Origin of the sequence: Streptomyces sp. NBC_00247, assembly GCF_036188265.1 — a bacterium.
In the GTDB taxonomy this organism is placed as follows: Bacteria; Actinomycetota; Actinomycetes; order Streptomycetales; family Streptomycetaceae; genus Streptomyces.
Genome location: NZ_CP108093.1, coordinates 4,729,054 through 4,753,118 on the forward strand (window position 1 = coordinate 4,729,054; position 24,065 = coordinate 4,753,118).

21 protein-coding genes, 1 tRNA gene and 1 pseudogene are annotated in these 24,065 nt (G+C 72.7%); 18 read left to right on the plus strand and 5 right to left on the minus strand.

The window, feature by feature from the left end; genetic code table 11:
* Window positions 1-2 precede the first annotated feature (2 nt).
* From OHT52_RS20435 to OHT52_RS20475, 9 genes are all read left to right on the plus strand, one after another.
* Window positions 3-1,355 carry an FtsK/SpoIIIE domain-containing protein gene (locus tag OHT52_RS20435; protein WP_328721627.1) on the plus strand — a complete coding sequence of 451 codons (1,353 nt, stop codon included), beginning with the start codon at window positions 3-5 and terminating at the stop codon, window positions 1,353-1,355.
* 108 nt (window positions 1,356-1,463) lie between these two features.
* Window positions 1,464-1,661, plus strand: a complete 198-nt coding sequence (locus OHT52_RS20440) for a hypothetical protein (protein WP_328721628.1) — start codon at window positions 1,464-1,466, stop codon at window positions 1,659-1,661.
* Entirely contained in the window at window positions 1,661-2,329 is a 669-nt protein-coding gene (locus OHT52_RS20445) for a DUF2637 domain-containing protein (RefSeq protein ID WP_328721629.1), read from the plus strand. The genes OHT52_RS20440 and OHT52_RS20445 overlap by 1 nt, the downstream gene beginning before the upstream one ends.
* Window positions 2,330-2,348: 19 nt before the next feature.
* A complete protein-coding gene (locus tag OHT52_RS20450; protein WP_328721630.1) occupies window positions 2,349-2,540 on the plus strand; it encodes a mobile element transfer protein in 192 nt (63 codons plus the stop codon).
* Window positions 2,541-2,552: 12 nt separating this feature from the next.
* Window positions 2,553-2,708, plus strand: coding sequence for a hypothetical protein (locus OHT52_RS20455; RefSeq protein ID WP_266704398.1), 156 nt, complete (start codon window positions 2,553-2,555; stop codon window positions 2,706-2,708).
* A gap of 20 nt (window positions 2,709-2,728) precedes the next feature.
* Window positions 2,729-3,049: a SpdD-like protein gene (locus tag OHT52_RS20460; protein ID WP_328721631.1), complete on the plus strand. Its 321-nt coding sequence runs from the start codon at window positions 2,729-2,731 to the stop codon at window positions 3,047-3,049.
* Window positions 3,050-3,161: 112 nt separating this feature from the next.
* On the plus strand, window positions 3,162-4,568 hold the full coding sequence (gene repSA / locus OHT52_RS20465) for a replication initiator protein RepSA (RefSeq protein ID WP_328721632.1): 1,407 nt from the start codon (window positions 3,162-3,164) through the stop codon (window positions 4,566-4,568).
* On the plus strand, window positions 4,565-4,765 hold the full coding sequence (locus OHT52_RS20470; protein ID WP_328721633.1) for a helix-turn-helix transcriptional regulator: 201 nt from the start codon (window positions 4,565-4,567) through the stop codon (window positions 4,763-4,765). The genes repSA and OHT52_RS20470 overlap by 4 nt, the downstream gene beginning before the upstream one ends.
* On the plus strand, window positions 4,765-6,159 hold the full coding sequence (locus tag OHT52_RS20475; RefSeq protein ID WP_328721634.1) for a tyrosine-type recombinase/integrase: 1,395 nt from the start codon (window positions 4,765-4,767) through the stop codon (window positions 6,157-6,159). Before OHT52_RS20470 ends, OHT52_RS20475 begins: the two co-directional genes overlap by 1 nt.
* A gap of 177 nt (window positions 6,160-6,336) precedes the next feature.
* Here OHT52_RS20475 and OHT52_RS20480 read toward each other — a convergent pair.
* Window positions 6,337-6,409 (minus strand) — tRNA-Arg (locus tag OHT52_RS20480).
* A gap of 317 nt (window positions 6,410-6,726) precedes the next feature.
* Here OHT52_RS20480 and OHT52_RS20485 point away from each other — a divergent pair.
* From OHT52_RS20485 to OHT52_RS20515, 7 genes and pseudogenes are all read left to right on the plus strand, one after another.
* Entirely contained in the window at window positions 6,727-8,373 is a 1,647-nt protein-coding gene (locus tag OHT52_RS20485; protein WP_328723825.1) for an ATP-binding protein, read from the plus strand.
* Window positions 8,370-10,757: a GTPase gene (locus OHT52_RS20490; RefSeq protein WP_328721635.1), complete on the plus strand. Its 2,388-nt coding sequence runs from the start codon at window positions 8,370-8,372 to the stop codon at window positions 10,755-10,757. Before OHT52_RS20485 ends, OHT52_RS20490 begins: the two co-directional genes overlap by 4 nt.
* Before the next feature lie 260 nt (window positions 10,758-11,017).
* Window positions 11,018-11,383, plus strand: a pseudogene (locus OHT52_RS20495) (single-stranded DNA-binding protein); the annotation flags it as partial.
* A gap of 626 nt (window positions 11,384-12,009) precedes the next feature.
* Window positions 12,010-13,533: a Cys-Gln thioester bond-forming surface protein gene (locus tag OHT52_RS20500; protein WP_443046623.1), complete on the plus strand. Its 1,524-nt coding sequence runs from the start codon at window positions 12,010-12,012 to the stop codon at window positions 13,531-13,533.
* Window positions 13,534-13,961: 428 nt separating this feature from the next.
* On the plus strand, window positions 13,962-15,626 hold the full coding sequence (gene ettA / locus OHT52_RS20505) for an energy-dependent translational throttle protein EttA (RefSeq protein ID WP_266704384.1): 1,665 nt from the start codon (window positions 13,962-13,964) through the stop codon (window positions 15,624-15,626).
* Window positions 15,627-15,631: 5 nt separating this feature from the next.
* Window positions 15,632-16,054 carry an acyl-CoA thioesterase gene (locus OHT52_RS20510; RefSeq protein WP_266704383.1) on the plus strand — a complete coding sequence of 141 codons (423 nt, stop codon included), beginning with the start codon at window positions 15,632-15,634 and terminating at the stop codon, window positions 16,052-16,054.
* Entirely contained in the window at window positions 16,051-16,776 is a 726-nt protein-coding gene (locus OHT52_RS20515; protein WP_328721636.1) for a hypothetical protein, read from the plus strand. The genes OHT52_RS20510 and OHT52_RS20515 overlap by 4 nt, the downstream gene beginning before the upstream one ends.
* 40 nt (window positions 16,777-16,816) lie before the next feature.
* On the opposite strand, the gene OHT52_RS20520 is transcribed toward OHT52_RS20515, so the two are convergent.
* A complete protein-coding gene (locus tag OHT52_RS20520) occupies window positions 16,817-17,221 on the minus strand; it encodes a globin (protein WP_328721637.1) in 405 nt (134 codons plus the stop codon).
* A gap of 132 nt (window positions 17,222-17,353) precedes the next feature.
* Entirely contained in the window at window positions 17,354-18,724 is a 1,371-nt protein-coding gene (locus tag OHT52_RS20525; protein WP_328721638.1) for an MFS transporter, read from the minus strand.
* Between the two features lie 128 nt (window positions 18,725-18,852).
* On the opposite strand from OHT52_RS20525, the gene OHT52_RS20530 reads away from it, so the two are divergent.
* The gene (locus OHT52_RS20530) at window positions 18,853-19,764 is read left to right on the plus strand and encodes a LysR family transcriptional regulator (protein ID WP_328721639.1); all 912 of its coding nucleotides are present in this window, start codon (window positions 18,853-18,855) and stop codon (window positions 19,762-19,764) included.
* A 151-nt stretch (window positions 19,765-19,915) separates the two neighbouring features.
* A complete protein-coding gene (locus OHT52_RS20535; protein ID WP_328721640.1) occupies window positions 19,916-20,905 on the plus strand; it encodes a methyltransferase domain-containing protein in 990 nt (329 codons plus the stop codon).
* Window positions 20,906-20,943: 38 nt separating this feature from the next.
* On the opposite strand, the gene OHT52_RS20540 is transcribed toward OHT52_RS20535, so the two are convergent.
* Both OHT52_RS20540 and OHT52_RS20545 read right to left on the minus strand, forming a co-directional pair.
* Entirely contained in the window at window positions 20,944-22,404 is a 1,461-nt protein-coding gene (locus OHT52_RS20540; protein WP_328721641.1) for an FHA domain-containing protein, read from the minus strand.
* Between the two features lie 137 nt (window positions 22,405-22,541).
* Window positions 22,542-23,882 carry a vWA domain-containing protein gene (locus tag OHT52_RS20545; RefSeq protein WP_328721642.1) on the minus strand — a complete coding sequence of 447 codons (1,341 nt, stop codon included), beginning with the start codon at window positions 23,880-23,882 and terminating at the stop codon, window positions 22,542-22,544.
* Between the last annotated feature and the right edge of the window lie 183 nt (window positions 23,883-24,065).

A 24,065-nucleotide genomic window follows, 5' to 3' on the forward strand; every position in this document is an offset into this window, starting at 1 on the left:
CCATGACCACCTTCATGGTCGCCCTGGTGCTCGTCGTCGCCGTCGCGGGCCTCCTGCGGTGGCGGCGCCCCGCCTGGTACTGGCTGGCGTTCGGGGCCACCCTGGCCGCCCTGCGGGTCCTGGTCCGGTACGGCTCGGTCATGGATGCGTGCGGGCTCACCGTTCCGCCCGCACGGTGGCGGCTCGCCCTGGCGCGGGTCACCAACCGGGAGATGCCGGAGCCGCGTCCACCGCGCATCCTCCGGCTGCGGCCGACCCGTACCGGCCTGGTCCTGCGCCTCAAGCTCCGCCCCGGACAGGACGCCTTCGACGTCTCCGCCGCCTCGGACCGGCTCCGGCACTCCTTCTCGATGTACGGCGTGACCTCGCGCGAGCTGCGGTCCGGCGTGGTCGAAGTGCGGATGACCGGCTACGACGTGCTGAAGCGGGTGCAGATGCCGGCCAAGGTCGATACCCGGCCGATGCGTGTGCCGGTCGCCCTGCGGGAGGACGGAGCGGTGCACTACCGCGACTACCGGGCGATACCCCACGCCCTCACGCTCGGGGCCACGGAGTCCGGGAAGTCCGTCTACCAGCGCAACCTGGTCGCCGGTCTCGCCCCGATGGACGTCGCCCTCGTCGGGATCGACTGCAAGCGTGGGGTCGAACTGTTCCCGCTGGCCCGCCGGTTCTCCGCGCTCGCCGACAACCCGGACGCCGCCGCCGAACTCCTCGACGCCCTCGTCGAACGGATGGCGGACGTCTACCGACTCATCCGCGTCCAGCAGCGGATCACCGCCGACTTACCGGATGCGGAGATCGCCGCGGACATCTGGGACCTGCCCGACGACCTGCGCCCCACCCCGGTCGTGGTCCTGGTCGATGAAGTCGCCGAACTCGCCCTGTACGCGAGCAAGGAAGAAGAGAAGCGCCGGGACCGCATCATCACCGCCCTCGTACGCCTCGCCCAGCTCGGCAGGGCCGCGGGCATCTACCTCGAAATCTGCGGGCAGCGGTTCGGCTCCGAACTCGGCAAGGGCATCACCATGCTCCGCGCTCAGCTCACCGGCCGTACCGCCCACCGCGTCAACGACGAGACCTCCGCCAACATGGCCTTCGGCGACATCTCACCGGACGCCGTCCTCGCCGCCATCCAGATACCGGCTGACAAGCAGGGCATCGCCATAGCGGGCGACTCGTCCGGCGGGTGGCATCGCATCCGCGCCCCGCACACCTCGCTGCGCCAAGCCGTGAACCTCTGCAACCGGTACGCCGACCGGACCCCGGACCTGCCTGAACTGGCAGCCTTCCGCCCCGTTCTCGTCGTCTCCGCTCCCGTGCCGTCGGCCGTCGCTTCGCCGACCGCCACCGCCTGAGCCTTCCCGCCCCTCACCGCCTGAGCCTTCCTCCACCCTTCCCGGTCGGCGCGACCGCCTTTGCGCCAGGTCCCTACCCCCGCCATGCCCCAGAGAGGGAGAACCACCATGTGCCCGGACTGCGAGGACTTCGTCCGCACCGTGCGCCTGCTCGGTCAAGCCGCCCTGTACGCCGAGACCCCCGGCGCCGACCTCGACTTCGCGGAGATCGTCAGCCAGTCCCTCGCCGTGTCGCTGCTCGTCGCGCCGATCGACTGGCTCCCGGAGGGCTACGACCCCGACAGCGGCCCGTGTGAGGGCTTCTGATGGGCGCCCGGTCCCGTCTCCGGATCGACGCGGTGTTGATCCAAGCCGTGATCGCCGGGGCCCTGTCCTTCGCCCACCTGCACGACCTGGCCGCCGCTGCCGGGCAGGACGGCTGGAAGGCGTGGGCCTACCCGGTCAGCGTCGACCTCCTCCTTGTCGCGGCCTGGCGGCGGCTCCGGGCCGAAGGGCCGTCCCGACTGGCCTGGTGCTGGTTCCTGGTGGCGCTGGTCGCCTCGCTCGGCGCCAACATCGCCACCGCCGGATTCCTCGACCTGGCCGACCCGCCCGCCCCGCTCCGCCTCGGCATCGCCGGATGGCCCGCGCTGGCCTTCCTCGGCGGCACCCTCCTGGCTCACTCGGCTACGGGCCGGGAGCCGATGATGCCGGCCACCGCTACGGACGCGGTGGCGGTCGAAGACACGGTCGACACCGGCCCCGTACCCCCGGCTGACGTCGTCCCGGTGCCGGTACCGGACGACGAAGCGTCCGCCCCTCCCGTCCAGCCCTCCCCGGTCCCGCCCGTCCCCGCCGCGCTGGTCAATCACGCCCGCAAGGTCGCCGACGAGTACCGCGACCGCACCGGCTCTCCGATCGACACCGACACCCTGCGCTCTCGCCTCGGCGTCCCGCCCCACCTCGCCGCCGCCATCGCCTCCCACCTCGCCTGACCAGCAAGGAGAGACCGCCATGCCCGCACGCGACAACTTCCACTCCCTGATGCGGATCGGCCCCGTGCAGATCGGCACCCACCGCGACCGCAACGGCCGGACCGTGCACGCCGCCGTCTGCACCGCCGACCGCTGCGGCTGGTCCGCTGACTACTCCAGCCGTACCGCCGCCCAGCTCGCTGCCCGCACCCACCGCTGCACCGTCCGCTAGGAGGCACCACCCATGGACGTCCCCCTCTGGTTCGCGCTCGTGGTCGTCGGCTATCTCGGCGTGAAGCTCGTCCGCCCGCCTTGGTGGCTGGTCTGCGTGTTCCTCCTCGGCGGCTACCTCCTCGCCGACAGCCTCTTCGCCTCCGTCATCGACCCCGCCGTCAAGTAACCCCGAAAGGAGACCCGCTCATGTTCCAGCCCAAGGTTCCGACCATGCCGCAGCCCACCGGGTTGATCACGCCGCCCGCCGTCATCCAGCCGACCACCGTCACTCCGAGCGCCCCGGTCCTGCCGACGGTGCCCACCGTCGTCCCGCAGCCGGCCCGCCCGGTCGTTCAGATCACCCCGGGTGCCGTGCTCGCCCTCGTCGGCGCCGGTACGGCCGTGGTCCTGGTCCTCGGGGCCGTACTCGTTTCCCTGCTGCTCGCGGTCGCCATCACGGGCGCCTCGGTCGCGGTCTGCGCCGTCGTGCTGCGCTCCCTGCTCGCGTCCGGCACCAAGCGGCGCTGACCAGCCCACTTCCTGCCACGTCTGACCGGCCCCGGGCGGCTCTGATACCGCCAAGCATCCGCCGCCCGGGAGCCGTACCCGTCCGATCTCGCAACCGGAAGGAACCTTCAGCATGCCCCACCGGGCCCCGTTCACGACGAAGAATGCGCCCACAACTGTCCGACCGCTCGACCCGATCGTCCTCGGCGACGTGCTCCGGGTCGCCTCGGACCCCGGCTACCCCCGCTGGGAGGACCAGATCCGCCGCACCGGCGGCTGCGCCGACCCGATCCACCTGAGCGGCTGGGTCCTCCACAAGGACAAGACCACCGGCGAGAGCCTGCACCACTACTCCACGGCGGGCGAACCGGGCGGACGCCTCCGCATCGCCTGCGGAAACCGCCGCGCGTCCCGCTGTCCCTCCTGCGCGTGGACCTACGCGGGCGACACCTACCACCTGATCCGCGCCGGACTGGCCGGGGACGACCGCCGAGACATCCCGGCGAGCGTCCGCGACCACCCGCGCGTCTTCGCCACCCTCACGGCTCCCTCGTTCGGCCCGGTCCACAACCGCCCCGATCACGGCACCTGCCGCTGCGGCACCCACCACGCGGCCAACGCACCGGAGTTGGGAACGGCCCTCGACCCCGACACCTACGACTACGCGGGCGCCGTGCTCTTCAACAACCTCGCCGGACAGCTCTGGCAGCGCTTCACCACCCGGCTCCGCCGTGAACTCGCCGCCCGCGCCGGCCTGCCGCGAAGCGAACTCGCCGCCCATGTCCGTCTGTCGTACGGCAAGGTCGCCGAGTTCCAGAAGCGCGGCGCCCTGCACTTCCACGCGGTCGTACGCCTCGACGGTCCGGCCGGTCCGGGGACGCCTCCGCCCGCGTGGGGCACGGTCGCGCTCCTGACCGACGCGATACGTGCCGCAGCCGCGCACACGTACACATCCGTCTCGATCCCCGCTTCCGGCGACCAGCCTGCCCGTACCTTCCGATGGGGCCGACAGCTCGACGTGCGCCCGGTGAAAGCCTTCGACGGCGGCTCCGATCTCAGCGAACAGGCCGTCGCCTCCTACGTGGCGAAGTACGCCACCAAGGCCGCCGAGAACACCGGCACCCTGGACCACCGCATCGGCGAACTCTCCGAACTCGACCGTCACGGGGTCCCGGACCACACCCGGCGTCTCATCGTCGCCTGCCGCGATCTGGACCCGCTCTACCCGGACCGGCGCATCTGGGCTTGGGCGCACATGCTCGGCTTCCGCGGGCACTTCTCGTCCAAGTCGCGCACGTACTCGACCACCCTCGGCGCCCTTCGCCAAGCTCGCGCCGACTACCGCGCCGCTCAGGAATCACCGGCCTTCGACCTCGACGACCGGGAGCCGGACACCGTCCTCGTCCTGACCGACTGGCAGTACGCCGGCCACGGCCACACCCCGGGTGAGGCCGCACTCGCCGCCACCATCGCCCGGGACCTCCAGCTCAACCGGGAGACCGCCCGCGACGCCCTCCGGAGCGAAGGGAGCGAGTCATGACCACCGCCGTCCGGTCCCGCACCACGCTGCTCACCCTCGCCGAGGTCTGTGACGAACTGGCCGTCTCGCGCTCGACCTTCTACGACTGGCGGGCCAAGCACCGGGCGCCCCGCTGCATCAAGCTGCCGAACGGCGACCTGAGAATTCGACGGCTCGACCTCGACCACTGGCTTGACGACCGTGAGGACGCCGCCTGATGGAGACGACCTACGACGTCAAGGTCTACAAGATCTACGTCTACAAGGGCACCCGGAAGTCCAGCTACACGGTGCGATGGGAAGTCGCCGGAAAACGCTGGCGCGAGCAGTTCGACACGGTCGCGCTCGCCGAGGGCTTCCGTTCCGGACTCATCACGGCGACGGGCAAGGGTGAGGCGTTCGTCATCGCGACCGGCCTGCCGGTCTCGCATCGTTCGAAGTCCGCCGCCGTGAGCTGGTACGCCTTCGCCACCGAGTACGTGGACGCGCGCTGGTCCCAACTCGGCGGCAACAGCCGGAAGAACCTCGCGAAGACGCTGACCGCGACCACCATCGCGCTTCTGCGCACCCGGCCTGCCCAGTTCGAGCCCGTGGCGGTGCGTACCGCGCTGCGCGAGTGGGCGTTCAACACGAACCGGCGGAGTACGGCCCCTGACGACGTGGAGACCATCCTCCGATGGGTGGAGCGGAACTCGCTGCCCGTCTCGACCTGGGAGGACCCTGGCAAGGTCGACGAGGTTCTACGAGCCATCGACACGCGCCTTGACGGCAAGCAAGCCGCCGCCTGGTCGCGCAAGCGTCACCGCCGCATCCTCAACGTCGTCATGAAGCACGCGATCCGCCGGCGCGTTCTGCGGACCAACCCGCTCCCCAAGGGGAAGGAGGCGACGGCCGTCGCCAAGACCACGAACGCCGTGGACAAGCGGTCGCTGATGAACCCCGATCAGGCGGCGGCCCTGCTCGACTGGATACGGCGACGGCCTCGCGGAGGCAAGCGGCTGCACGCGTTCTTCGTGACGCTGTACTACTGCGGTCTGCGCCCTGAGGAAGCCGTGGCCATGCGGGTCAAGGACGTGTCGCTACCCGCGCTGGGTGTCGCGGACCAGTGGTGTGAACTGCTGATCCACACGGCGACCCCGGAGGTGGGCAAGCAGTGGACCGACACCGGCAAGATCCACGAGGAACGCGACCTCAAGGGCCGTGCCGAGGGGGAGACACGCACAGTGCCGGGGCATCCCGCCCTGACGCGGGTCCTGCGGCAGCACATCGCGGACGAAGCCCTCCAGCCCGGTGATCTCCTCTTCCAGGGTGAGACAGGCGGCGTCCTCGCGGGCTCGGTGATCCGGCGGGCCTGGCGCAGTGCGCGCGAGGCGGTGTTGGCTCCACATGTCATCGAATCGCCCACCGGACGGCGGGTGTACGACAACCGGCACACGCGCCTGACGAAGTGGCTGAATGACGGCGTCCCGCCGGCCCAGGTCGCGGACTGGGCGGGCAATAGTGTTCCGGTGCTTCTGGCCACGTACGCGCGATGCGTGGAAGGACAACTTCCCGATCTCAAGAGGCGGCTCGAAGCGGCGGGAGACCTACCCGAACCGCCGCCCGCAGGCTGACGGGACGGCGGAAAACTTCGGCACGTATTCGGCACAGCCACCCGCAGAACCCCGGTGACAGCCGTACGGCCCCGGACTTTTCCTTGATCATCGGGGGAGGGTCCGGGGCTTCACCGTCCCCGCCGAAACCTGCCCTGACCAGCGAAAAGCCCTCCCATCTGGGAGGGCTTCAGGCAGTGCCCCCGGCAGGACTCGAACCTGCGGCCAAGCGCTTAGAAGGCGCCTGCTCTATCCACTGAGCTACGGGGGCCGGGTGTGGGCTGTGACGGACGGGGGTCCTGTGGTGGGGGAGTCCCTGGCCGTGCCCGGACAAGGATAGGGCTCTTGTCGCGGTGTCCCGGTTGCTTCGCCTGCGTGGCACCTTGTGGAGGTTCGGTGAAGCGAACCGATAATCGCAGCTGGGTACGGATCGCGCATCGGTTTTCGGGTCGGATCGCGTGGGTGTTGTGCACTCGTTATGCCCGCGCTGTGCGGGTCTCCGCTGCTCTCGGAGTGGAACCGCCGCGCACGGGTGGCCATACGCTTCAAAAAGGCACCTAAAGCGGGCATTCTTCGCATGTGGTGACCTTGGATGTACGGCCTCAGCTCATCGACGCACTCTCCGTCCTGCGCGACCGTGTCGCTGCCGTGCGTCTGCCACTACCGCTCCCCGGATCGGAGCGGGCCCGTCAGACCAGGGCCGAACTCCTCGCGCAGCTCGACGACTACCTGCTGCCCCGGCTCCGGGCCCCCGAGGCGCCGCTGCTCGCGGTGATCGGCGGGTCCACCGGGGCGGGGAAGTCCACGTTGGTCAACTCGCTCGTCGGCTGCCGGGTCAGCGAGGCGGGGGTGCTGCGGCCGACGACCCGGACGCCGGTGCTGGTCTGCCACCCGGACGACCACCACTGGTTCGCGGACGTACGGGTGCTGCCGGAGCTGATCCGGGTCTGGCTGCCGCCTGGGCGGGGGGCCGGGGCGGACGGGATCGAGGAGGCGGGTGTCGGACGCGCTCGCGGGGCGGTACCGGAACTGCGGATCGAGACGGCGATGAGCCTGCCGCGCGGCCTCGCGCTGCTGGACGCCCCCGACATCGACTCGCTCGTCGAACGCAACCGGGTCCTCGCCGCCGAACTCGTCTGCGCGGCCGATGTGTGGGTGATGGTGACCACGGCGTCCCGGTACGCCGACGCGGTGCCCTGGCACATGCTGCGTACGGCGAAGGAGTACGACGCCTCGCTGGTCAGCGTCCTCGACCGGGTGCCGCACCAGGTGGTGGGGGAGGTGTCCCGCCAGTACGCGGCGCTGATGACCCGGGCCGGGCTCGGAGACGTACCCCGGTTCACCATCCCCGAGTTGCCCGAGTCGGCGGGCGGTGCCAGTGGGCTGCTGCCCACCACGGCCGTAGCCCCGCTGCGCGCCTGGCTCACCCACCGGGCCCAGGACCCCGCCGCCCGCCAGCAAGCCGTGGGGCGTACGGCGTCCGGGGTCATCGAGTCGCTGAACGTACGGATTCCCGCCCTGGCCGGGGCCGTCGCCCAGCAGTACGCGGCGGCCGTCAGGCTGACCGGAGCGGTCGAGGACGCGTACGAGAAGGAGGCCGAGCGCATCCGCCGCCGGCTCGGAAACGGGGCCGTGCTGGCGGGGGACGCCCGGACGCGCTGGCGTGGGTACCCGCTGGACAGTTCGGCGTGCGAGGTGCTGGAAGCGCTGGTGGAGAGCCTGGTCGCGTTGATCCAGTGCGCCGTCGCCGCTGCCGACGAGAAGATCCGTACGACCTGGCGGCGTGATCCGGCAGCGGCGGCGTTCCGCTTCGAGGGCTCCGGCAAGGAGAGCGGCGGCTGGGGTCCGGCGGAGGACGTCGAAGGGCGGATCGCGGTAGCGGTACGCCGGTGGCGGCGGGTCGTCGAAGAGCTGGCCGAGGAAGAGGTGGGCCGGCTCGACCGCAGCGTCGCGCCGGATTCGGAGACCGTCGCCGCGCTGCTCGCCGCCGCCTTGCTCGGCGGTCGCCGTGCCCGTAGCGCCGGGGAGCAGCTCGCCGAACGCATCGGCGCCCAGGGCGCCCTGCGGTTGCGGGACAAGGGCGGGTCCCTGCTCACCAGTTATCTGGACCAGGTGCTGCGGGTGGAGCGGGAACGGCGGCTCGCCCCGCTCGACGCGCTCGACATCGCCCCCGAACCGCAAGCAGAGCTGATCGCCGCACTGTCCGTGCTGCAGAAGGAGAGGAGGCAGCGATGACTGCCGTCGTGGATCAGGACCGGGAACAAGGCGATCAGGGCCCGGAGCAAGGGGATCGAGCTTGGGAACACGGCGATCGGGGCCGGGGACAAGGCGATCAGGGCAGGGCGCAGGGGGAAGAGGGGAGCCCTGGGCGGGTCGAGGCGGACGCGGGCGGTGGCGGGACCGATGCGAGGGCGCCGGAGGAGTCCGATGGCGGCCCGGAGGTTTCCAGCCCGGCGGCCCGGCCCGGGGGTGCCGCGGCAACCGGTGACCCGGAGGCCCCGGGAGCCGGGCGTACGGCCCGGAACGCGGGGGCGCCCGGGTCGGCGGACGCACCCGGAGAGCGGGGCGGCGTGCCGGGACCGACGGGTGAGCGGGGCGGGCCGGACGGGCCTGCCGTACCCCGATCCGCTGGTGAGCCGGAGCCGCAGGACACCGCCGTCACCCCCTCGGGCCTGCCCTCCCACTGGGACGACGGGCTGATCGCACGCCGGGCCGCCGCCTCCCGGGCCAAGGGCCACGACCTGGGGCGGGCGGTGCGGGAGGACGAACCTGGACCCGAGGTGGAGGCGTACGTACCGTCCGGCGGTACGCTCCGGCCGCGGCTCGAAGCGCTGCGTGAGCTGGTCGGTCTCTCCCGCGCACGGCTCGACCAGGGGGCGCTCGCCGAGGCCGGCCGGGTACTCGAAGAGGCCGCCGCGCGTCAGCGGCTTTCCTCCCGGCACACCGTGGTCGCCCTCGCCGGGGCGACGGGCAGCGGGAAGTCCTCCCTGTTCAACGCCCTCGCCGGAGCCCAGATCTCCGACACCGGGGTACGCCGGCCGACCACCTCCTCCCCGATCGCGTGCAGTTGGACGGACGGGGCGGCCGGCCTCCTCGACCGCCTGGCGATCCCGGGCCGGCTCCGACGCAGGCCGCAGCCGGGGACGGCGGCGGCCGACCCGGCGCTCCAGGGGCTCGTCCTGGTGGACCTCCCCGACCACGACTCGGCGGCTGCCGGGCACCGGGAGCAGGTGGACCGGGTCCTCGCGCTGGTGGACGCGGTGGTCTGGGTCGTGGACCCGGAGAAGTACGGCGACGCGGCCCTGCACGAGCGCTATCTGCGCCCGCTCGCCGGACACGCGGAAGTCAGCTTCGTCGTGCTCAACCAGATCGACCGGCTGCCCGGCGAGGCCGCCGACCTGGTCCTCGACGATCTGCGCAGGCTGCTCGACGAGGACGGCATGGCGGTGGGTGAGCACGGCGACCCCGGCGCCACCGTGCTCGCCCTGTCCGCCCTCACCGGCGAAGGGGTGGGGGAACTGCGCGAGTCGCTGGGCAAGTTCGTGCAGGAGCGTACGGCCGCACAGCGCCGGCTCTCCGCCGACGTGGACGCCGCCGCCGCGCGGCTGCGGCCGGTGTACGTCGCGCAGGGGCGGCCCGGGCTGGGCGAGCGGGCGCGGGAGGAGTTCACCGACCGGCTCGCGGACGCGGTCGGCGCTTCGGCGGCCGGGCAGGCGGCCGAGCGGGAGTGGCGCCGTAACGCGGGTCGGGCCTGCGGCACTCCGTGGCTCCGGCTCTGGCGCTGGTACGAGTCGACGCGCAGGCTCGGCGGCCTGGAACGGATGGGCCAGGTCCTCGCACCGCCACGCGAGGAGGAGCAGGCCACCGCGCGGCAGCGGGTCGAGCAGGCAGTACGGATCGTGGCGGACGACGCCGCCGCGGGGCTCCCGGACCCGTGGGCGCAGGCCGTGCGCGAAGCCGCGCACAACGGGGCGAAGGGGCTGTCCGAGGCGCTGGACGAACTGGCGGATAAGGCGGGTTCGGCTGCTCCCGTCCGTGGCCGGAGGACCGGCGGCGGTAGGGGAAGCGACGCGGAAAGCGGTACGGGAGACGGTGCGGGAGCCTCCGGGGAGGGAGGGGAGGGAAGGGAGCACGGCGCCGGCCGGGTGCGCGGCCCGGGCCGGTTCGGACGGAGCCGTTCCCGGGGGGCCGGTACGGAGACCGGAGCCGGCGGTGCCCAGGGTTCGCCCCTGCTCCCGGGCCGCCCCGCCAGGCCGGCGCGCCCCAGGTGGTGGCCGGCGGCGGTGGTGGTCCAGGCGTCCATGACCCTGCTGCAGATCTTCGGCGGACTGTGGCTGGTCGGCCAGATCGCCGGCGTTCTGGAACCGGGACTGATCGTCCCCGCGCTCGTGATGCTCGCCGGAGTCGTCGGTGGTCCGCTGGTGGAGTGGGCGTGCGCGGCCGCCGCGCGGGGACCGGCGCGCCGGTACGGGCAGGAGATCGAGCGGCGGTTGCGGGACGCGGCGGCCGGATGCGGCCGGGCCAGGGTCCTCGATCCGGTGGCCGCCGAACTCGCCCGCTACCGCGAAGTGCGCGAGCGGTACGGGGCGGTGACGGAGTTTTCCACAACCGGCGGGTAGTCCACAGGCCCCGGCAGGAACGCCGCACCTCGTCCAGCATGGAGTCCTGGTCGGACAGGGACCAGCACCGGTCCGTCATCGGGCCCGGTGACGGGAGGCGGCAGGACGGGGCGCGGGAGAGCCTCGCGAGCCCACCGGCCCGCGGGGCTCTCCCGCGTTCCGGACCCGCTCGCGCACGGAGGGATGCTCGCACGCGGGCGACTGTCCGGTACGCGGTCGGCTGTTCGTACACACAGGAAGCGAATACGGGGGGACAGGACATGAACGAGACCTTGGTGACGCTGGTCGGCAATGCCGCGACGGGGGTGGACTTCCGGGAGACGGCCTCGGGCGGGATGGCCCGGTTCCGCCTCGCCGTGACCCCGCGCCGCTGGGACCGGGAGAAACAGCTCTGGGCCGACGGGCACACGAGCTTCTACACGGTGTGGGCGTGGCGGAGCCTCGCGTCGAACGTGGCGGCCTCGGTCTCCGTGGGCGAACCCCTGCTGGTGCACGGCCGGCTGAAGGTCCGCGAGGAGGAACGCGAGGGCGCGCGAAGGACGTTCGTGGACGTCGAGGCGGTCGCGGTGGGCCACGACCTGAGCCGGGGCTCCGCAGCCTTCCGGCGGGCGGTACGACGCGAGCCGCCGTTCGGCATGGAGATGGACGCAGGGACGGGCACGGGGGCGGGCGGCGGGACGGGCGCAGGGACGGGCATGGGGGCGGGGATGGGCGCGGGCGAGGGCTTCGGAGCGGGCCCGGGAGGCCCAGGGAGCCCAGGAGGAGGGCCGGGGACGGGACGGGAGGCGCGACCGGGCGCGGGACCGGGCGCGGGGCCTGGAGGAGGGGACGAGAACGGTCCGGTTTTCGTGAGCGAATCCGCAGGTGACGGCCCGTCCTGGGAGAGGGAGCCCGCCGGCGAGCCGCCCGCCCGTACGAGGGCGACCGGACCGCCGGGCACGGGAGGCGGATCGCGTGCGCGGACGGGCCGTCAGAAAGGGCCTACAAGCGTCATGTCGACATCTTGACAACCTTGACGCGCGCTCGGTGAGCGCCTGGTGACGGGGTGCTGATGGTTTTCGCCGTGCTCCTTGGGGCGGGAGTGGCGGTGATAACGATTGCGATTCGGAATGGTTGTGCGAGAGCAAGACAGGGGAGCGGTTTGCACCCCCCTCCATAGGATTCCCCCGTACTCATGGGCACTTGAGTCTGTCGGCGGGGCACTCCCCACACGCGCACCGAGCGCGAGGGCCCCGCCCCGGAGGGGAATTCTGTGACTTCTGCTTTTTCTGAGATATCAGCGCTTCAAGATTCCGGCATAGCGAACGGCCCGGCCATCGGCGCCGGTTCGGGCACGCGCCGGCCGCTGCGGGGACGGGGCAACGGGCTGACCCGCCTGGCCTCCGCCGCACTGGTCACCGGCCTCGTCGCGGCGGGCGCCCTCGCCGGCGCGGGCACGGCGGCAGCCGATGACGCGGCCCCCCAGCACCCGGGCGGCGCGATCGCCGTCCTGGACGGGCTGAAGACGTACGACGACGCCAAGATCAAGACGGACAAGGGGACCCAGTCGGTCTCCGCCGGGCTCTTCGAGATGACCGTCAACGGTGGCGGCACGCTCAAGACGTACTGCATCGACATCCACAACCCCACCCAGGGCAACGCGGAGTACAAGGAGACGCCCTGGGCGGAGTCCTCGCTCGGCAAGAACGACAACGCCGGCCGCATCCGGTGGATCCTGGAGCACTCCTACCCGCAGGTCGACGACCTCGCCTCGCTCGCGAAGGCGGCCGGCGCCAAGTCCCTCACCGCGGGCACCGCTGCCGCGGGCACCCAGGTCGCCATCTGGCGCTTCTCGGACAACGCCGACGTCACCGCGGTGAACAAGGACGCCGAGAAGCTCGCCGACTACCTCCAGGGTGCGGCCCAGAACTCGACCGAGCCCCAGGCGTCGCTGACCCTGAGCCCGGCGGCCGTCTCCGGTCAGGCCGGCGGCGTGCTCGGCCCGGTCACCGTGCACACCGATGCGGCCGAGGCCGCGGTGGCTCCGCCGGCCGACGCCGTCGCCAGCGGCATCAAGATCACCGACAAGGACGGCAACCCCCTCTCGAAGGCGACCGACGGCACCGAGCTCTACTTCGACGTGCCGAAGGGCGCCGCGGACGGTTCCGCCTCGCTCACCGTGCAGGCCACCACCTCGGTTCCGGTCGGCCGCGTCTTCGTCGGTGAGAGCAAGAGCCAGACGCAGATCCTGGCCGGCTCCAGCGAGTCCGTCGTCTCCGCGCAGGCCACCGCCAACTGGGCCGCCAAGGGCCCGGTTCCCGCGGTGACCGCGAAGAAGGACTGCAGCAAGGGCGCCGTGGAGTTCACGGTGACCAACAATGGCGACCAGCCGTTCAAGTTCACGTTCGCGGCGGCCGGCGACGTCTACACCGTCGAGCCCGGCGGTTCGAAGACCGTGCCGGTCGGCGTCGGTGAGGACAAGGCGTACGACATCACGGTCGTCGGCGTCGACAGCGACTTCAAGCAGAACTTCAAGGGCGTCCTCGACTGCGTCACCGCGGCCACCCCGGCTCCGGGCGGCGACGAGGGCACCGACACGCAGACCGGCGCCTCGCCGAGCCCGGCCACGACCGTCGCCGCCGGCGCCGTGACCGGCGGTGGTGAGGGCGACCTCGCCGCCACCGGTGGTTCCAGCGCCACCCCGGTCATCGCCGGTGTCGCCGTCGCGCTCGTCGTCCTCGGTGGTGGAGCGGTGTTCTTCCTCCGTCGCAAGAAGTCGGCCGCGGCCGCCCAGTAACGGCCGGACGCGCACGGTCACCGCGCGCGCCGCACCGTGGCTGAGCAGCTGAGCTGAGTAGGCGAGCCGAACAGCAGGACCGTACGGCCGAAGGCCCCGGCACCCAGGATTCCAGGGGGTGCCGGGGCCCTCGTGCGTTCGAGGGCGTACCCGTACGGGATCGGGTGCCGGCCCTGGTCACGGCCCGGGGTCACGGCCCGGGGCCCGCGGTGCGGCGCCGCGCCGGGACAGTCCCCGGGACCCTCCGGCGACGCCGAGGACGCCCCGCGTCGGGATCTCGCGTCCGTCGGTGTCCTCGTCCGGGTACGGCGGCCTTCGCTGCCGCCCAGGTCAGCGGCCCCGGGTGGGACGGGTTTCCCCCGTGGGCTTGTCGTCAGGCAAGATGGGGTGTATCTGCTCCCACCCCTATTGCTGCCGGACGGTTTCTCTTGGCTGAGTACATCTACACCATGCGCAAGACGCGCAAGGCGCACGGCGACAAGGTGATTCTGGATGACGTCACCTTGAACTTCCTGCCCGGCGCGAAGATCGGTGTCGTGGGCCCCAACGGCGCCGGTAAGTCCACGGTGCTCAAGATCATGGCCGGCCTGGAGCAGCCGTCCAACGGTGACGCGTTCCTCTCGCCCGGCTTCAGCGTCGGCATCCTCATGCAGGAGCCGAAGCTCGACGAGGAGAAGACCGTCCTGCAGAACGTGCAGGACGGCGCCGCCGAGGTCATGGGCAAGCTGAAGCGCTTCAACGAGGTCGCCGAGCTCATGGCGACCGACTACTCCGACGCGCTGCTGGACGAGATGGGCAAGCTCCAGGAGGACCTGGACCACGCCAACGCGTGGGACCTGGACGCCCAGCTGGAGCAGGCCATGGACGCCCTGGGCTGCCCGCCCGGCGACTGGCCCGTCACCAACCTCTCCGGTGGCGAGAAGCGCCGCGTGGCGCTCTGCAAGCTGCTCATCGAGGCCCCGGACCTGCTCCTCCTCGACGAGCCCACCAACCACCTCGACGCCGAGTCGGTGAACTGGCTGGAGCAGCACCTCTCGAAGTACGCGGGTGCGGTCGTCGCCGTCACCCACGACCGGTACTTCCTCAACAACGTCGCCGAGTGGATCCTCGAACTGGACCGCGGCCGCGCGCTCCCGTACGAGGGCAACTACTCCACGTACCTCGACAAGAAGGCCACTCGCCTCAAGGTCGAGGGCCGCAAGGACGAGAAGCGCGCCAAGCGGCTCAAGGAAGAGCTGGAGTGGGTCCGGTCCAACGCCAAGGGCCGCCAGACCAAGTCCAAGGCCCGCCTCGCCCGTTACGAGGAGATGGCCGCCGAAGCCGACAAGATGCGGAAGCTGGACTTCGAGGAGATCCAGATCCCGCCGGGCCCGCGCCTCGGTTCCATCGTCGTCGAGGTCGAGCACCTCTCGAAGGCCTTCGGCGACAAGGTCCTGATCGACGACCTGTCGTTCACGCTGCCGCGCAACGGCATCGTCGGCATCATCGGTCCGAACGGCGCGGGCAAGACCACGCTGTTCAAGATGCTCCAGGGCCTGGAGACGCCGGACTCCGGCACGGTCAAGATCGGTGAGACGGTCAAGATCTCGTACGTCGACCAGTCCCGCGCCAACATCGACCCGAAGAAGACCCTCTGGGCCGTCGTCTCGGACGAGCTGGACTACATCAACGTCGGCCAGGTCGAGATGCCCTCGCGGGCGTACGTCTCCGCGTTCGGCTTCAAGGGCCCGGACCAGCAGAAGCCGGCCGGTGTCCTCTCCGGTGGTGAGCGCAACCGCCTGAACCTCGCGCTGACGCTCAAGGAGGGCGGCAACCTGCTGCTCCTCGACGAGCCCACCAACGACCTGGACGTCGAGACCCTGTCGTCGCTGGAGAACGCCCTGCTGGAGTTCCCCGGTGCCGCTGTGGTCATCTCCCACGACCGCTGGTTCCTGGACCGCGTCGCCACGCACATCCTGGCGTACGAGGGCGACTCCAAGTGGTACTGGTTCGAGGGCAACTTCGAGTCGTACGAGAAGAACAAGGTCGAGCGCCTCGGCGCGGACGCGGCCCGCCCGCACCGCGCCACGTACAAGAAGCTCACCCGGGGCTGATCACCGTGGCCCGTCACCTCTACCCCTGCCCGCTCCGCTGGTCGGACATGGACGCCTTCGGCCACGTCAACAACGTGGTCTTCCTCCGCTACCTGGAGGAGGCGCGCATCGACTTCATGTTCCGGCTCGCCCCGGGGGACGGTTCGCCGTCCTTCGCGGGCGGTTCCGTCGTGGCCCGCCACGAGATCGACTACCTCCGGCCGCTGGTCCACCGCCACGCGCCGGTCACCGTCGAGTCCTGGGTCACGAAGATCGGCGCGGCGTCGCTGACGATCGCGTACGAGATCAAGGACGCGGACCTGGTGTACGTGCGGGCTTCCACGGTCGTCGTGCCCTACAACCTGGTGGAAGGGCGGCCCCGGCGGATCTCCGCCGAGGAGAAGCTCTTCCTCCAGGAGTACATGGAGCAGGAGCCCGCCGCGGCATGACGATGCCCGTGCACTCCGTGCTCTTCGCCGATCCGGGGGAGGCGGCCGATCTGGCCGCCTTCCTCGGCCGGCTGCTCCACTACGACCGCGCCGCCGCCGTCCGCCTCCAGGCGGCCGGCGGGGCGCTGGCCGTGTTCGGACGCCCGCCGTCCTTCGACGTGCTGGCGATCCGTACGGCGCGCCTGGCCGTAGCCGGAGCGGGAGCCGGAGCCGGTACCGGGAGTCCCGCGACCTTCGACACCACGGTGTCGGCGGGGGAGTTCCTGGAGACGCTCGACCCCGAAAGCCCCACGGGGGTGGCGGGAGTCCTGCCCGGCCCCGTGACCGGACCGCCGTGGACCGGCATGCTGCCGCCGCGCGGCCCTTGGCGCGAACTCCCCGGGCTGCCGGGGCCGCAGGAGCTGCGCACCGCGCTGAACACGGCGGTCGGCGAGTTCCGCGCGCGGGACGAGGCGCTGCCCGAGGACCGTCGCACCCGGGCCGAACGCGATCTGATCGGCCGCGAGATCTGGTCCCGGCCGGTTGGCGGGACCCCGCTCCCGCTGCGCGCCGTGCATGCCGCCCAGTCGCTCGGCTTCCTCCGCCCCCAGCCGGACCTGCCGGTCGGCCTGCTGGCCGCGGGGTCCTGGCTGCGCCTGCGGAGCCCGTACGGCTCGGTCGCCCTGCGTACGGAGGGCAGCGGCGGCCTCGGCGCGCTCCAGCTGTCCGTCGGCCGGCGCTGAAGGCGCCGAACCGCCGCGCGGGCCACCGCACGCCGGTGGTTCAGTCGGCCGTGTTCACCATCGAGGCCGCCGCGTAGGTGAGGTAGGACCACAGCTTCTGCTCGTGCTCGGGCGAGAGCCCCTGCTCGTCCAGGGCGACCCGCATGTGCCCGAGCCAGGCGTCGTGCGCCGCCCGGTCCACCTGGAAGGGCTGGTGCCGCATCCGCAGCCGGGGATGGCCCCGGTGGTCGCTGTACGTCCGGGGGCCGCCCCAGTACTGCATCAGGAAGAGCGCGAACCGCTCCTCGGCCGGGCCCAGGTCCTCCTCCGGGTACATCGGCCGCAGCAGCGGGTCCTCGGCCACCCCCTCGTAGAAGCGGTGCACCAGGCGCCGGAAAGTCGCCTCGCCGCCGACCTGCTCGTAGAAGGTCTGCTCCTGAAGCGTGTCGTGCGGGTTCTCTGTCACCCGTCCATGGTCGCAGACGTAGCGGCCGAGGCCGGGGGTCCTAGGACCCTCCCGGCTCCCGGCTCCCGAGCGCTCCGGCGGTCCACGGCGGGGTACGGTCCGCCACCGGCCGCTGACCTGCCACTGGCTCCTTCACCGCTGCCTCGCGGCGGGGCGCGCGGCGGCGAAGACGAGCCCGGCGAGCGCGCAGACTCCGGCCGACATCAGCAGGGACCACCCGGGACGCGAGGTCGCCGCGGCTCCCATGACGGCGACGCCGAGGGTGGCGCCGACCTGGCGTACCGCGTTGAGCAGGCCACCGGCCGCCCCCGCGCCGCCCACCGGGGCGGCGTCGACGACGGCCGCGACGACGGCGGGCAGCACGAAGGAGATGCCGAAGCCGGTGAGCAGCAGGCCCGGCGCGAGCCAGAGGGAGGCCCCGTCGGCGAGCACGGTGCAGGCGAGCGCGGCGCCACCGGCGGTCAGCAGGGACAGGCCGGTCAGGACGGGAAGCCGAGGGCCTCTGGCTGCCACGATCCGGCCGGTCAGCGGCGGGTTCGCGGCGAAGGGGACGGTCAGCGGAAGGAACGCGAGCCCGGTCTCCAGCGGGCTCAGGTGCCGCTGCTCCTGGAGCAGCAGCGGCAGTACGAAGAGCGCGCCGGCCAGCGCGAAGCCGGTGGCCGCCGCCGCCAGCAGGACGGCCCGCACCCGGGCGGACCGGATCAGCACCGGGTCGAGCACCGGCGACGGGCTCCGGCGTTCGCGTCCGACGAAAGCCCACGTCGCGACGGTGCATCCCACCGAGGACACCGCCGCGTGGCCCCAGGAGCGGGCCCCGGCGGCGATCAGCGCGTCCGTGAGCAGCGCCAGCGCCGCACCGGCCGCCATCTGGGCCGGCCAGTCGATGGCGCGGGCACCGCGCGGACAGCGCACCGCACGGCTCCGGGTGAGGGCCAGCACCACCACCCCGACGGGCACGTTGACCAGGAACACCGCACGCCATCCGGCCGCCCCGACCAGGGCGCCCCCGGCGATCGGGCCGGCCGCGACGGCGGCACCGCTGACCGCGGCCCACACCGAGACGGCGCGTGCCCGCGCGGCGGGCTCCGGGTACAGCCGGCCGATCATCGCCATGGAGGCGGGTACGCACGCCGCGGCGGCGGCGCCCGAGAGCGCCCGGAGCACCAGCAGGGCGGCAAGGCCGGGGGCGACGGAGCTGAGCAGGGACGCGAGGACGAACACCGCGACGCCGCCCCGGAAGAGCCGCTCGGCACCGTACTTGTCGGCCGCCGCCCCCGCCGGGAGCAGCAGCGCCGCGAAGGCCACGGTGTAGCCGGTGACCGCCCATTGGAGTCCGGCCGTCGAAGTGGCCAGGGAGGAGGCGAGATCGGGTTCGGCGACCGACAGCACCGTGGTGTCGAGGAGCACCATGAAATAGCCCAGCGAGATGCCGGTGAGCGCGAGGGCACGCCATCTCCTCGGCAGGGAACGGCCCTGTGAATCGGGCAGGTTGACGACAGCCATGAGGGGACGGCCTCCAGGGGGGTCGGGGCGGGACGGCTCACTCTGGCCGCTCCGGCGCGGGCGCTCCACCGGCTGCCCCGCACACCGCGTTCGGAATTTCCGAACGCTCCGCCGGGTTCTCCTCCGACATGGAGTTACGCCAACTCAGGTCCTTCGCCGCCGTCGTGGAGCACCGGACGGTGACCGGCGCGGCCGTCGCGCTCGGGCTGGCCCCCTCGTCGGTCTCGCAGCAGATCCGCACCCTCGAAACGGCCCTCGGGGTCACCCTGTTCGTCCGGGGCCCCGGAGGGATGGAGCTGACCCCCGCGGGGCAGCGGATGCGCGGCTGGGCGCGTTCCCTGCTCGACACCGCCGAACAGGCCGTCCACGACGTCAGGACCGGGCGCCGGAACCTGCGGCTCGGCGCGCTGGAGACCCTGGCCGGCTCGCACGTCCCACTGATCCTCACCCGGCTGGCCGAGCGGCGGCCCGGCCTCGACGTCGATGTGCGCTCCGACCGCACCCGCGAGGGGCTGTTCGCCGACGTGGTGGCGGGGCGCCTCGACGCGGCCCTGCTCCTGGACTCGGGCGAGGAGATCGGCGCACTGGGGTTCCCCCCGCCCGCCGAACCCCTGGCCTTCGTCGATCTCGACCCGGTCCCGCTCGTCCTGGTCTCGGCGCCCGGGCACCCGCTGGCCGGCCGGACGGCGCTGACCCCGGCGGACCTCGACGGCGTACGGCTGCTGGTCAACGTTCCCGAGTGCTCCTTCTGGATGGCCGGGGAGCGGGCTCTCGGCGCCGGGCCCGAGCGGATCCGGGCAGGCGGGGTCCCCGTGATGCGCGCCTGGGCCGAACACGGCCTCGGGATCTCGCTGCTGCCCCGCTTCGCGGTCGCCGACAGCCTCCGGACCGGCGTCCTGGTCCCCCTCGGCCTGCCCCTCCCCGACCTCTGCCTGCGTCTCGTCTGGCGCGCGGACCGCGAGTCGGCCCTGCCGGGCCTGCGCGAGACCCTCTACGCCGCAGCCGGCCCGTACCCGGACGCGCGGCCCGGGCACCCGTGACCGCCCCGCGCCTCTGGCCGCCCCGCACCCGTGGCGGGCGCGCGCCCGTGACCGCCCCGCGCCCCTGGCCGCCCCGCGCCCGTGACCGCCCCGCACCCGTGGCGGGCGCGCGCCGGTCGCCCACCGCGCACCGCGGCAGGAGAGTGGAGGCATGGGTGCCCGAGCGCGCGAGACGCGTGATCCGTTCGAAGCCGAGGGGGCCGCGGCCCGGCAGGCCATGGTGCGGCTCATCGTGGCCGGCGGCGGGCTGCGCGACCTCGGCTGGCGCGCGGCCTTCGAGGACGTGCCGCGCCACCTGTTCGTGCCGTACTACTACGAGGGCGGGCTCCTCGGCGCCGTGCGCCTGTGGTGCGAGGACGCCGACCCCGTACGCCGCGAGCAGTGGCTGCGCGGGGCGTACGCGGACGGGCCGCTGGCCACCCGGATGAAGGACGGCGAGCTCGTCTCCTCCAGCAGCCAGCCCTCCCTGATGGCGCTCATGCTCGACGAACTCGACGTGCGCGACGGCCAGACCGTGCTGGAGATCGGCGCGGGCACCGGCTACAACGCGGCCCTGCTCGCCCACCGGCTCGGTGACCGGGCGGTCACCACCGTCGATCTCGACCCGGAGATCACCGAGTCCGCCCGCCGCCACCTTGCCGCAGCCGGATACCGCCCCACCGTCGTCACCGGCGACGGGGCGCGCGGCTGCCCCGGACGGAGCCCGTACGACCGGATCATCGCGACCTGCACCCTGCCGCTGATCCCCGAGGACTGGCTCGCCCAGTGCGCCCCGGACGCACGCGTCCTGGCCCCCTTCGCCACCGGCCTGATCTCGCTCCGGGTACGGGATTCGGCGGGCGGACGCCGGGCGGAGGGGCACTTCCTGCACACCCCGGCGTTCTTCGTACCGCTGCGAGGGACACCGGAGCGGACCGGGGGGCCGGCCCGGCGGATGACGGGGAACGACCTCTTCTCGTTCCTGCTCACGCTGGCGGGCGGCTCGCTCGGTGCGGACGAGGCGATGAACCTCTGGGAGGGGGAGGGACGCCCCGGCCGGGAGCGCTTCGGCCTGACCGTCGACCGGGATCGCCAGTGGGCCTGGCTCGACGACCCCGAGGGCCCGTACGTATGGCCCCTCACCGGCCACCAGGGGCGGTGAGGGGCCATGACGGCGTCAGGCCGCGTCCGACGGCGGAATCAGCCCCGGCGGACCGTGATCGTCGTCCACGCGCCGACATGCACCTGGTCGCCGTCCTGGAGCGGAACCGGCACGTAGGGCTGGATCGGGTCCTCGGCACCGTTGAGCGTGGTGCCGTTGGTGGAGTTCTGGTCCACCACCGCCCAGCCCCCGTCCGGCTGCTTCACCAGGATCGCGTGCTGGTGCGAGACGCCCGGGTCCTCCGGCGGCACCGACAGGTCGATGTCGGGCGACTCGCCGGTGCTGTGCCGGCGGCGTCCGATGGTGACCTGGCTGCCCGCGAGTTCGAGGTGCTGCTCGGGGGAGTACGCGGGCAGGTTCAGCCCGGTCGCCTCCGGGCCGCTGCGCTGCATCATCGCCAGGAAGTAGTCACGGTCGGGCGCGATCACCGCGGTCCAGGTGGCGGCCCGCTGAGGCTCCTGCCCACCGGGACCCGCCTGCCCACCGGGACCGCCCTGCGCTCCGGGGCCGCCGGGACCCGCCTGGGCGCCCGGGAAGCCGCCCTGGCCGGGGAAGGGCGGCGAGAAGGCCACCTGCTGCGGACTCTGCTGCTGGAAGGGGTGCGGCGGCTGCTGGTGCGCGGGCGCGTGCGGCGCCTGCGTCCGGCCCTGGGCCTGCGAGGGCGGCGGCAGCATCCAGTCGTCCGCCTCCGGCGGGGAGGACGGACCGGGCGCGGGCGGCGCGCTCTGCTGGAACGCCTGCGGCGGGCTCTGCTGGTACGCGGCCGGCGGTCCCTGCTGGAACGCGGCAGGCGGCGGCCCCTGCTGTCCCGGCTGGCCCGGCTGGTTCTGCGGGAAGGACTGCTGCCCGGGGTGGCCGGGGTGGCCGGGCTGCCCGGGGAACTGGGGCTGTCCAGCCTGCGGGAACGGCGACTGCTGCTCCTGCGGACCCGGCCGGCCCTGCTGCGCCTGGGGGAAGGCCGGGGGCTGCTGGTTCTGCTGGAAGGCGCTCGGCGGCGCCTGCCGGCCGTCGCGGTCCGGCACGAGCGGCTCCGCCGGGCGGTTCAGCTGCGAGGGACGCGAGCCCTGGTACTCGAAGGGGTCACGCGGCTGCGGGGGCTGCGGGCCCGGAGCGTGCGGAGCCGGGGGTGCCTGCCGGGGGCCGGGCTGCGCCTGGAAGCCGGGCGGCAGATTGAGGCCGGGCGCCTGCCCGCCACCGGCGCCGGGCTGCGGAGCCAGCGGGGTGTACGAGGTCGCCGTGTTGGTGAGGAAGTTCCACCGGCACTCCTCGCAGAACGGCCCACCGGGCTCGCGCGGGGTACGGCACTGCGGGCAGAGCTCGACTCCGGCCGTCGGCTGTCCACCGGGGCCGGGGCCCTGCGGATATCCGTATCCGGGCGCGGGCGGCGGAGGCGGGGGCGGAGGGACCGCACCGGGCGTACCGGCTCCGGTCATGCGATGTCCGCAGACCTCGCACCAGTCCTCGGAACCCGACTGGTGTCCGTTCGGGCAGGTCGGCATGTCGGCGCTTCCCCCTCTCCTCGTCCGGCCCGGGGGCCGTCATGCTGGTCGATCGCCGTACGCGCGGCGGGGCGGAGGGCCCGCCCTCGGCCGTGCGGACGACTCTGTCGCTCGGCTTCGTCTGTGTCGTTCTCTTGCTACTTCTTGACGCGAACGGTCTTGGTGGAGCGCGTTTCGAGGGTCATCTCGTCCGCTTCCGCAACCTTCGCTTTCAGTCGCACAGTACCCGTCGCGGCGTCGACCACGTCGACCACCTTCGAAAGCAGCTTCGCGGTGTCCTCGTTGCCGGAGACCGTCGCGAGCTGCACCGCCCGGCCCAGTTTCGCGGTCGCTCCGTCCAGGTCGCCGGCCTTGCGGGCGTCGAGTCCCTGCTGGATCACCCGGGCCAGCTCGGCCTGGCCCGTATAGTGCGCGACCTGCGGATTCATCGCCGTGGACGCCACCAGGTCGTCCGTCCACACCGCCCGCACCAGCCCCTGCGAGAGGGTCTGCGGAGCGCCACCGCCCGGGGGCGCGGGGAGGACCAGGGAGACGCGCGCCGCCAGCATCTCCTGGCCGAGCCGGGCCTCGGGAACCCTGACGCACACGTGATAATCGCGGGATTCGTCACCCCAGGAGCCGGTCGGATAGTCCCCGGCACGCGGTCCCGCCTGTGTCCGGCGCCCGGTCAGATCGGCGACCGCCGGAGCGACCTGCTTCACGAAGAGGATCTCGGTGTCCACCGGCGTCCAGAGTCGCAGCGCCACGTCCGCGACCTCCTTGCCCATGGCGTTCTCCATCATCCCCGTGAAGTCCGCGGCCAGCCCGGCCGGGTCGGCGACGATGTCGGCGGTGCCCAGCAGGGCGGAGGCGACGGCCGTGACCTCTTTCACCTCCCAGTCCGTGCCGACACCCCGGGCGTCACAGGTGAACCGGCCCGCGCAGGCGTCCAGCGCCGCCCGCAGGTCCTCCGGCGCCTCGTGCTCGTTGCGCCCGTCGGTCAGCAGGATGCCGTGCCGCAGACCCACCCCGGTGGTGCCGAACAGCCGGTCGGCGAGCCTGAGCCAGGTGCCGATCGCCGTACCGCCTCCCGCGCTCAGCCCGCGCAGCGCGTCCTTGGCCTGCGCCTTGGTCAGACGGTCGGCCTTGGCGAGCCGGCCATTGCCCGGGTAGACGTCCTTCGCCACGTGCGTACCGGCCACCACCGCGAAGAGGGTGCCGTCGCGCAGGGTGTCGATGGCCGCCGCCGTGGCGTCCCGGGCGTTGCGCATCTTCGTGGGCGGGTAGTCCATCGAGCCGGAGCAGTCGACCATGAGCACGACCGCCGTGTTCGACGCGGGCGCCACGCCCCCGGCGAGCGGCACACCCCCGGACGTGCCGCCGCCCGTGGACGTGACCGTGACGATCGCGTTGACCTCGCGGCCCCCCTCGGGGAGGTAGCTGTTCTGGTACACGTCCACGGAGAACTGCGGCTCTTGCGACTTGGAGAAGTTGGCCATGGAGCGGCTCCTCGGTGCCCCACCGGTGGGACGGATACGGGTGTGCGGTTGACGCACCGGACGACGTACCTGCCCGGGCGGGCGACCTCGCCGGGAACCTGGGTGCCCGGTGCGGGGAAGCGGCCGGGAAAGGCCGGAAAGCAGCTGTAAAACAGTCAGGATCGGTCGGGATCGGTCTGGGGT